At 68.4% G+C, this 8,557-nt stretch carries 9 protein-coding genes; 6 read left to right on the top strand and 3 right to left on the bottom strand.

Annotated features, from left to right (window positions below):
* Nucleotides 1-336, bottom strand: a 336-nt coding sequence (locus FXN61_RS06520) for a transglycosylase family protein (RefSeq protein ID WP_167971186.1), incomplete at its 3' end; no start/stop codon positions are given.
* A 454-nt stretch (nucleotides 337-790) separates the two neighbouring features.
* Between FXN61_RS06520 and FXN61_RS06515 the strand changes: the two genes are divergently transcribed.
* Both FXN61_RS06515 and FXN61_RS06510 read left to right on the top strand, forming a co-directional pair.
* Nucleotides 791-3,229 (top strand): tetratricopeptide repeat protein, encoded by a 2,439-nt coding sequence (locus FXN61_RS06515; RefSeq protein WP_167971184.1) that lies wholly within the window; start codon nucleotides 791-793, stop codon nucleotides 3,227-3,229.
* A 10-nt stretch (nucleotides 3,230-3,239) separates the two neighbouring features.
* Entirely contained in the window at nucleotides 3,240-3,410 is a 171-nt protein-coding gene (locus tag FXN61_RS06510) for a hypothetical protein (RefSeq protein ID WP_167971182.1), read from the top strand.
* Here FXN61_RS06510 and FXN61_RS06505 read toward each other — a convergent pair.
* Entirely contained in the window at nucleotides 3,374-3,649 is a 276-nt protein-coding gene (locus tag FXN61_RS06505) for a MoaD/ThiS family protein (RefSeq protein WP_167971180.1), read from the bottom strand. The two genes, FXN61_RS06510 and FXN61_RS06505, sit on opposite strands and share 37 nt — an antisense overlap.
* The gene (gene moaA, locus FXN61_RS06500; protein WP_167971178.1) at nucleotides 3,646-4,704 is read right to left on the bottom strand and encodes a GTP 3',8-cyclase MoaA; all 1,059 of its coding nucleotides are present in this window, start codon (nucleotides 4,702-4,704) and stop codon (nucleotides 3,646-3,648) included. The genes FXN61_RS06505 and moaA overlap by 4 nt, the downstream gene beginning before the upstream one ends.
* Before the next feature lie 115 nt (nucleotides 4,705-4,819).
* Between moaA and FXN61_RS06495 the strand changes: the two genes are divergently transcribed.
* The 4 genes from FXN61_RS06495 to FXN61_RS06480 are packed head-to-tail and all read left to right on the top strand — an operon-like array spanning nucleotide 4,820 to nucleotide 8,511.
* On the top strand, nucleotides 4,820-5,266 hold the full coding sequence (locus FXN61_RS06495) for a MarR family winged helix-turn-helix transcriptional regulator (RefSeq protein ID WP_167971176.1): 447 nt from the start codon (nucleotides 4,820-4,822) through the stop codon (nucleotides 5,264-5,266).
* Between the two features lie 4 nt (nucleotides 5,267-5,270).
* Entirely contained in the window at nucleotides 5,271-6,062 is a 792-nt protein-coding gene (locus FXN61_RS06490) for an HAD-IIA family hydrolase (RefSeq protein WP_246290844.1), read from the top strand.
* A gap of 53 nt (nucleotides 6,063-6,115) precedes the next feature.
* Nucleotides 6,116-6,901, top strand: coding sequence for a metallophosphoesterase (locus tag FXN61_RS06485; RefSeq protein ID WP_167971205.1), 786 nt, complete (start codon nucleotides 6,116-6,118; stop codon nucleotides 6,899-6,901).
* Nucleotides 6,902-6,915: 14 nt separating this feature from the next.
* Nucleotides 6,916-8,511 carry an AMP-binding protein gene (locus tag FXN61_RS06480; RefSeq protein ID WP_167971174.1) on the top strand — a complete coding sequence of 532 codons (1,596 nt, stop codon included), beginning with the start codon at nucleotides 6,916-6,918 and terminating at the stop codon, nucleotides 8,509-8,511.
* The last annotated feature ends 46 nt before the right edge of the window (nucleotides 8,512-8,557 follow it).

The following is an 8,557-nucleotide window of genomic DNA, read 5'->3' as shown; positions in this document are numbered from 1 at the left end:
CGGCCACGCGCCGGGGCCCTGCGACGCGAGCACGCGCTCGGCGACCGCGATCTGCTGCTCACGGGAGGCGTTGGCGGGGTTGCCCACGCCGCCGTGGCCGTTCCACGTCTGCTGAGTGAACTGGAGCCCGCCGTAGTAGCCGTTGCCGGTGTTGGCGGCCCAGTTGCCACTGGCCTCGCACTGCGCGAGTGCGTCCCAGTCCATTCCAGGGGCGGCGTTGGCGGTGCCAACGGCCAGGCCCAGAGGGGCGCCGGCGATGATGCCGACAGCCGCGACCTTGGCGATAGTGCGAGCGGCGGAACCCTGCTTGCCCTGCTTGCCTCGGTTGAAAGCCATTTGCCTCTCGTCCCACCGCACCTGCGGCCAGGGACTCGGGTTCGGGCCCGGTACGTCCCTGCGTCCCAGTCCGGCGGTTTCTCTCGCTCGGGATTGTTTCCGGAGAACCCTCGGACTGGGCTCGGTGCACGGTTCCCCGGTCTTGCTCGTGGCCGGTCGGGGCCAGCCGAAGAGCGACCGTACGTAACTGAACGCGGACCCGCCAAACATATCAGCCTGTGACGCACGTCACAGTAACAGTGTGAAGCGTTGTACGGAGCCTACAAAACAGCAGGTCAAAGGCGTCGTTATCGGTCCGTTTCCATTCTGAGACCGGCCGAGATCTATCACTGAAAGTGAGGCGTGGCTCACGGCGCTTCGGCCATCGGAGGCACGCTCTTCACGGTCGGAGGAGGGCCGGGCGACTCGCCGAATCACCCTCGGGGCGAACGGCGATCTCCCTACGATCGACGTCATGGCGGAGGCAAGCAGACTGCGCGCGCTCCACAACGCACTCGCCGTGCGTTCCGGCGAACCCGTCCCGTTCGACGACCTCGTCAGGGCCGTCTGGCCGGACGCGCCGCCCGCCAACCCGAGGGCCGCGCTGCGCAACCTGGTGAGCCGCCTGCGCCGCACCGACGAGGTCGTCACGGAACCGCTCGGCTACCGGCTCGTCGTGCGCCCGCCCGGCCCGAGCCAGTTGCCCGCCGATCTCCCGGACTTCGTCGGCCGTGGCGAGGAGCTCCGCAGGGCGCTCGACAGCGACGCCGGTGTGCTGGCGGTCACCGGACCTCCCGGCGTCGGCAAGACCTCGTTCGCCGTGCACCTCGCGCACCTCCTGCGCGCCGAGTTCCCGGACGGCCAGCTGCACGTCAACCTCCGCGCGTTCTCGCCGGGCGACCAGGTGCCGCCGGAGCAGGCGCTCGCACGGTTCCTGCGCGCGCTCGGTGCCGAGCACGTCCCGGTCGACCTCGACGCGCAGCAAGTCCGGTTCCGCGAGCTGACCGAGAACCGCCGTGTGCTGTTCGTGATCGACAACGCCACCCGCGGCCAGCTCCGGCCGTTGCTGCCCGGCAGCCCGACGTGCCGCGTGATCGTCACCAGCCGCACGGATCTGCCAGAGCACGAGCAGATCAAGCTCGGCGTGTTCGACGAACGCGAGGCTCACGCGTTGCTCGACAACATGCGCATCACGGGCGGGGGTCGTGACCGCGCCGAGCTGATCCGGTTGTGCGCCAACCTTCCGCTCGCGCTGCGCATCGCCGGCGCGAACCTCGCCGACCGCTACCTCCCGGACTACGTGAGCGAGCTGAGAGGCGACGACCGCCTCGATGCGTTGCAGATCGAGGGCGACGCGGCGGTCAACGCCACCTTCGACCTCTCCTACCGCGCGCAACCCGTTGTCGCGCAACGACTGTTTCGACTGCTGGCACTTGTGCCCGGGCATGACTTCAGCGTCGAAGGTGCCACCGCGCTGCTCGGCGAGGACGCCACCGAACCGCTTGGTCAGCTCGTCGAGGCGAACCTCGTGCAGCGCTCGCACGACCGCCACAGCCTCCACGATCTGCTCCGCTTGTACGCGGAGCACCTCGACGCCGAAGCCACCGCGCGCACCCGGCTCTTCTCCTATTACCTGATCAACGCCGAAGCAGCGGCCCGCAGGCTCAACCGCGAGTTCTTCCGTCTCGAACTGCCCGAGCTCCCGCAAGACCTCCCTCGGCACGACCTCGAGTCCGAGGCGGCTGCCGTCGCGTGGCTCGACGCCGAACGGGCGAACATCGTCGCAGCCGTCCAGCAGGCAGGCCCGGACCCCGTCGCGTGGCTGCTCACGGACATGCTGCGCGGCCACTTCCACTTCCAGGCCCACCACGTCGACTGGTTCGCCGCGGCCAGAGCGGGCCTCAAAGCCGCTCAGCAAGCAGGGCAGCCGATCCCGCAGGCCGTCATGCACGGCAGCCTCGGCCTAGCCCACTGGAGCACCGGCAACCTCGCCGACGCGGTTGAGAGGTACGGCAAGGCCCTCGACATCCTGCGCGTTCACCGCGACGAGCGGGTGATGACGTCACTGCTGATCAACAGCGGCATCGTGAACTGGGAGCTCGGCCGTCTCCGCGCCGCCGCGCGAATGCTGGGCGAAGCACTGGAGATGTCACCGGACAACCCGGCGATCCTCTTCAACCTCGGCGGCGTCCACCTCGACCTCGGGCCGCTCTCGACGTCGATCACTCACGCCATGAGGGCTCTGGAGATCGCCGAGGAGCAGGACCTGTTGGTAGGACGCATTCTCGCGCTGAACGCGATGGTCGAGGTGCACCAGTTGCGCGGCGACCACGACCTGGCCGCGGAGTACCTGGCCAGGGCCGACGAACTGCGCGCAGGCGCCCCGCCCGGTCTGGTCCGCCGCATCCCGGGCCTGGACTCGCACGCCCTCCTCGCTTTCGTCCACGGCCGCACCGAGGAGGCGCTCGACATCGGCCTCCAAGCGCTGGCGCACGCCCACGAGGCCCACAGCGCCAAGGACGAGTGCGACGGCTACGACACGCTCGGCGAGATCCACCGCGCGTTGGGCGACATCGGCCAGGCCATGAGCGCGCACAACGAGGCGTTGGCCATCAGCCTGAAGAACGGCTATCTGCGCGGCGAGGTCAACGCCCTGGCAGGCCTTGCCGCCGACCACCACGCGGCGGGCGAGCTCGGCGAGGCGTTGAAGGTCGCTCTGCACGCCCGCGACCGGGCCCGTGAAGGCGAGATGCGGGTCCGCGGCGTCCGGACGCTCGCGGTGCTGGCCCGTGTCCAGCGGTCGGTCGGTGACCACGCCGCTGCGGACGAGACCGCCCGAGCGGGGCTTGAACTGGCCGCTGAGACGGAATGCCATCTGTGGGACCGGGAACTGCGCGAGGTCGCTGCCGGCTGATGATGGTGTCATGAGCAGGGAGTCACGACTGGCCGCGCTGCACAGGGCGCTGACCGCTCAGGCCGTGGCTCAGGAGGCGCTGGAGCTGGCGAAGGTGCCCGAACAGGGTGCCGTCGTGGCCCGCGCGGAGGCGTTCCTGGCCGCTCAGCCGCCCGCGAACGGCGGTAGCACGTCCAGCTGAGAGCCTGCGGGCACGCGCGTCGCCGTGTCCCGCACCGCGACGCCGTCCAGCAGGAAGCTCGATGCGGCGAGGACCTTGCCGAGCTGCGCGCCGTGCCGTTCGCCGATGGTGCTCACGACCAGCGCCACGGTGGGTTCGGAGGTGTCGAGCAGCAGGTCCTCGTCCGCCACCCCGGCCGCAGCCCGCGCACCCGCGAAGTAGCGGATCTTCACGGCCGTCCCGGAGAAAGTCACTGTCATCCTCCGATGGCGCTCATGGGGCGGTCGGGCTGGTGGAAGCCCGCCTCGTTGATGCCGTGACCGGCAGCCTTGGCCCACATCGTGGCACGCCAGGCGTCGGCGATCGCGGAGTCGGGGGAGCCGTCTCGCAGCAGTGCGCGCAGGTCGGTCTCGCCCTGGCTGAACAGGCAGTTGCGGATCTGGCCGTCCGAGGTGAGCCTGGTGCGGTCGCAGGCGGCGCAGAACGGCCTGGTCACCGACGCGATCACGCCGACGACCGCTGGGCCGCCGTCGACCAGCCAGCGTTCGGCAGGGGCGCCGCCGCGTGGGGTCTCCTCCGGCGTCAACGTGTACGCGGACGAGAGCATCGTGAGGATCTCATCAGCCGTGACCATGTTCGTGCGCGTCCAGCCGTGCTGCGGGTCGAGCGGCATCTGCTCGATGAACCGCAGCTGGTAGCCGTTCTCGACGCAGAACCGCAGCAGCGGGACGGCCTCGTCCTCGTTCACGTCCCGCAGCAGCACGGAGTTGACCTTCACCGGCTCCAGGCCCGCCTCGCGGGCGGCGTCGAGGCCGTCCAGCACGTCGGTGATGCGATCGCGCCTGGTCAGCGTCGCGAACCGGTCGGGGTCGAGGGTGTCGAGCGAGACGTTGATCCGGTTCAGGCCGGCGTCCTTGAGCGACTGCGCGCGTCTGGAGAGCCCGATGCCGTTCGAGGTCATCGACATGCGAGGACGCGGTTCCAGCTCGGCCGTCGCGGCGATGACCTGCTCCAGGCCGCGCCGCAGCAACGGCTCGCCGCCGGTGAAGCGGATGTCCGTGACGCCGAGGTCGACCACCGCGATCCGCATGAGCCTGATCAGCTCGGCGTCGGTGAGCAGCTCGTCCTTGGCCAGCCAGTCGAGGCCCTCGGCCGGCATGCAGTAGGTGCACCGCAGGTTGCAGCGGTCGGTCAGCGAGACCCGCAGGTCCTTCGCCACCCGGCCGAACCTGTCGACGAGCAGCGGCGTGTCTGGTCGCGCGGAGGCGTCAGGGGTGCCGCGCACGATCGGTAGTCCGAGGTCCACTGCTGTCACCTCTACCAGAGTAATGACTCTCCCCTTGTGGATGACGCTTCAAATAGGCGACATCACGTTCCGCCCGTTTGGAGCACGGCCACAAGGAATTGTCTTAGCGGCTAAGATGTTCAACATGGAACCTGAGGTGCTGGAGAGGTTCACCTTGTACATGCGGGAGCAGAGCGCGCTCACCGTCATGTTCCACACCAAGGTCGCGGAGCAGATGGGCCTGTCCGCGACCGACGAGAAGTGCCTCGATCTCGCCATGCGGGCGGAGGGACCGCTCACGGCGGGTCGCATCGCTGAACTCTCCGGTCTCTCCACGGGCGCCGTCACCGGCGTCATCGACCGCCTGGAACGTGCCGGATTTGTCCGTCGTGTCCGAGACCCTCACGACCGCCGCAAGGTCCTCGTCCAGGTCACGCCGGGTGACCTGGGCAAGTTCGAGCAGCTCTTCGGCAAGGCCCAGGCCAGCCTCGTCGAGGTGCTCAGCCACTTCGACGACGATGAACTCCAGGTGATCGAGCGTTATCTCCAGCTCCAGATCGAGACGTTCCGCAGGCGCGTGATCGATACTTAGGCCCATGTGGCACTACTTGATGGACATGGACGGCGTCCTCGTGCACGAGGAACACCTGATTCCCGGCGCTGACGAGTTCGTCGCGGAGCTGCGCGCTTCCGAAACCCCGTTCCTCGTGCTCACCAACAACTCCATCTACACGCCACGCGATCTGCGCGCGCGGTTGCAGCGCACCGGCCTGGACATCCCCGAGACGTCGATCTGGACGTCCGCGCTGGCCACGGCCCGGTTCCTCGACTCGCAGCGCCCGAACGGCTCGGCGTTCGTCATCGGCGAGGCCGGCCTGACCACCGCGCTGCACGAGATCGGCTACGTGCTGACCGACCGCGACCCGGACTACGTGGTGCTCGGCGAGACCCGCACCTACAGCTTCACCGCCATCACCAAGGCCATCCGCCTGGTCGAGGAGGGCGCGAAGTTCATCGCGACCAACCCGGACGCGACAGGCCCCTCGCGTGAGGGCTCCCTGCCGGCGACCGGTGCCGTGGCGGCGTTGATCGAGCGGGCCACCGGCCGTGAGCCCTACTACGTCGGCAAGCCGAACCCGTTGATGATGCGGTCGGCTCTGCGCGCCCTGGGCTCGCACTCCGAGAACGCTCTCATGATCGGCGACCGGATGGACACCGACGTGCGTTCCGGCCTGGAGGCCGGCCTGTCCACGATCCTCGTGCTGTCCGGGATCTTCACCGCCGAGCACGCCGAGATGTACCCGTACCGGCCGACGCGCGTGCTCAAGTCGATCGCGGAGCTCGTCGGTCACTCTCAGGACCCGTTCGGTGACTGGGCTGGCCACTGACGCGCGGGGATTCATCACCTATCGTCGCGGACGTGGACACGGATCGACGCCCGATGTACGTCGTAGGTGATGTGCACGGGCATCTCGCTGAACTCACCAGAGCCCTGCACGTCGCCGAACTGTGCGACGAGGAAGGGCACTGGACGGGCGGCGAGGCCGAGTTGTGGTTCCTCGGCGACTTCGTGGACCGCGGTCCCGACGGCGTGGGCGTGATCGATCTGGTCATGCGCCTCGCCGAGGAGGCGACCGAGGCGGGTGGCTCGGTGAACTCGTTGATCGGCAACCACGAGGTGCTGCTGCTCGGCATGTACCGGTTCGGCGACGAGCAGGTGCCGGACAGCGCGGGGCCGCGGTCGTTCGCGCGCAGCTGGCTGCTCAACGGCGGGCTGCGCAGCGACCAGGACCGGCTGACCGAGGAACACGTCGAGTGGCTCACCAGCAGGCCCGTGCTGAAGCTGCGCGACGACCACCTGCTGATGCACTCCGACACGGTGGCCTACCTCGAATGGGGATCCTCGATCGAGGAGGTCAACGAGGCCGTTCGCCAGGTGCTCAAGAGCGACGACCTCGTCGAGTGGTGGGAGTGCTGGCGCAAGATGACGACGCGGTACGCGTTCCGCGGTCCGCAGGGACCGGAAATCGCGGATGAGCTGCTCGCGACCCTCGGTGGCGGCACGATCGTGCACGGCCACAGCGTCATCGCCGATCAGCTCGGGGTGCCGCCGGACCAGATCGACGGGCCGTTGGTCTACGCCGACGACAAGGTGCTGGCGATCGACGCCGGCCTCTACAGCGGCGGGCCCTGCCTCGTCGTCCCCTTGCCATACGCCGGAGCCTGACTACGGTCGGGGAGATGGCCGTCAGCTACTCCTCGGGCACGTCCGCCGCCCCGCTGCTGGGCGACACGATCCACGCCAACTTCGCCGCGACCGTCGCGCGCTTCGGTGACCGCGAGGCACTTGTCGACAAGGCCACAGATCGCCGGTGGACGTACGCCGAGCTCGCCGCGGAAGTCGACAAAGCGGCCGCCGGGCTCACGTCGCTGGGCGTGCGCAAGGGCGACAGGGTCGGGATCTGGGCGCCGAACTGCGCCGAGTGGGTGTTCGTGCAGTACGCGACGGCCCGGATCGGCGCGATCCTGGTCAACGTCAACCCCGCGTACCGGGTGCACGAGCTGGAGTACGTGTTGAACCAGGCAGGCATCCACACGCTGGTGGCCGCGCGCACCTTCAAGACCTCGGACTACGCCGGGATGATCGAGGAAGTCCGGCCGAAGTGCCCTGAGCTGACGAACGTCGTCTTCATCGATGATCCACAGTGGACAGGAAGTGAGATCCCGGACGTCGAGCTGGACCGCGACGACCCGATCAACATCCAGTACACGTCCGGCACGACGGGCTTCCCCAAGGGCGCAACGCTCTCGCACCACAACATCCTCAACAACGGGTACTTCGTCGGCGAGCTGATCAACTACACCGAGAACGACCGCATCTGCGTCGTCCCACCCTTCTACCACTGCTTCGGCATGGTCATGGGCAACCTCGCCGCCACCAGCCACGGCGCGTGCGTCGTGATCCCGGCTCCGGCGTTCGACCCGGCGAAAACCCTTGCGGCGGTGCAGGAAGAGCGCTGCACCAGTCTCTACGGCGTGCCGACGATGTTCATCGCCATGCTCGACCTGATCGACGGCTACGACCTGTCGTCGTTGCGCACCGGGATCATGGCGGGCTCACCGTGCCCGGTGGAGGTGATGAAGCAGGTCGTCGAACGCATGGGCATGCGCGAGGTCTCGATCTGCTACGGCATGACCGAAACATCCCCGGTGTCAACGCAAACGCGCGTCGACGACTCACTCGACCGTCGAGTCGGGACGGTCGGGCGGGTCGGTCCGCACCTCGAAGTGAAGATCGTCGATCCGGAAACGGGCCTCACGGTCGCGCGTGGGGTGCCGGGAGAGCTGTGCACGCGGGGCTACTCCGTCATGCTCGGCTACTGGAACGAGCCCGAGAAGACGGCGGAGGCGGTGGACCGGGCTGGCTGGATGCACACCGGCGACCTCGCGGTGATGGACGACGACGACTACGTGAACATCACCGGCCGCATCAAGGACATGGTCATCCGCGGCGGCGAGAACATCTACCCGCGCGAGATCGAGGAGTTCCTCTACACCCACCCGGACGTGCTGGACGCCCAGGTGATCGGCGTGCCCGACGCCAAGTACGGCGAGGAGCTCATGGCCTGGGTGCGCATGCGCGAGGGCGCCGAGCCGCTGACCGCCGAGGCGGTCCGTGACTTCTGCACCGGCAAGCTCGCCCACTACAAGATCCCGCGCTACGTGCACGTGGTGGAAGAGTTCCCGATGACGGTGACGGGCAAGATCCGCAAGGTGGAGATGCGGGCCGAGGCCGTGGGGCTGCTGAAGCTCGACGACAGCACCAAGCACGCCTGACGAGAGTCGCCGCGTGATCACGTAGTGATCAAGGCCAGGGCTCACG

The sequence above is a fragment of the Lentzea indica genome (genome assembly GCF_012184385.1).
Classification (GTDB): Bacteria; Actinomycetota; Actinomycetes; order Mycobacteriales; family Pseudonocardiaceae; genus Lentzea; species Lentzea indica.
Note: the sequence above shows the minus strand (reverse complement) of the source record. Positions and strands in the feature narration are given on the sequence as shown.

Excerpts from the sequence above, each read along its gene's own strand:
- FXN61_RS06505 (WP_167971180.1), bottom strand. The coding sequence starts at position 3,649 with ATGACAGTGACTTTCTCCGGGACGGCCGTGAAGATCCGCTACTTCGCG.
- FXN61_RS06480 (WP_167971174.1), top strand. The coding sequence starts at position 6,916 with ATGGCCGTCAGCTACTCCTCGGGCACGTCCGCCGCCCCGCTGCTGGGC.
- FXN61_RS06490 (WP_246290844.1), top strand. The coding sequence starts at position 5,271 with ATGTGGCACTACTTGATGGACATGGACGGCGTCCTCGTGCACGAGGAA.
- FXN61_RS06510 (WP_167971182.1), top strand. The coding sequence starts at position 3,240 with ATGAGCAGGGAGTCACGACTGGCCGCGCTGCACAGGGCGCTGACCGCT.
- FXN61_RS06495 (WP_167971176.1), top strand. The coding sequence starts at position 4,820 with ATGGAACCTGAGGTGCTGGAGAGGTTCACCTTGTACATGCGGGAGCAG.
- FXN61_RS06485 (WP_167971205.1), top strand. The coding sequence starts at position 6,116 with ATGTACGTCGTAGGTGATGTGCACGGGCATCTCGCTGAACTCACCAGA.
- FXN61_RS06515 (WP_167971184.1), top strand. The coding sequence starts at position 791 with ATGGCGGAGGCAAGCAGACTGCGCGCGCTCCACAACGCACTCGCCGTG.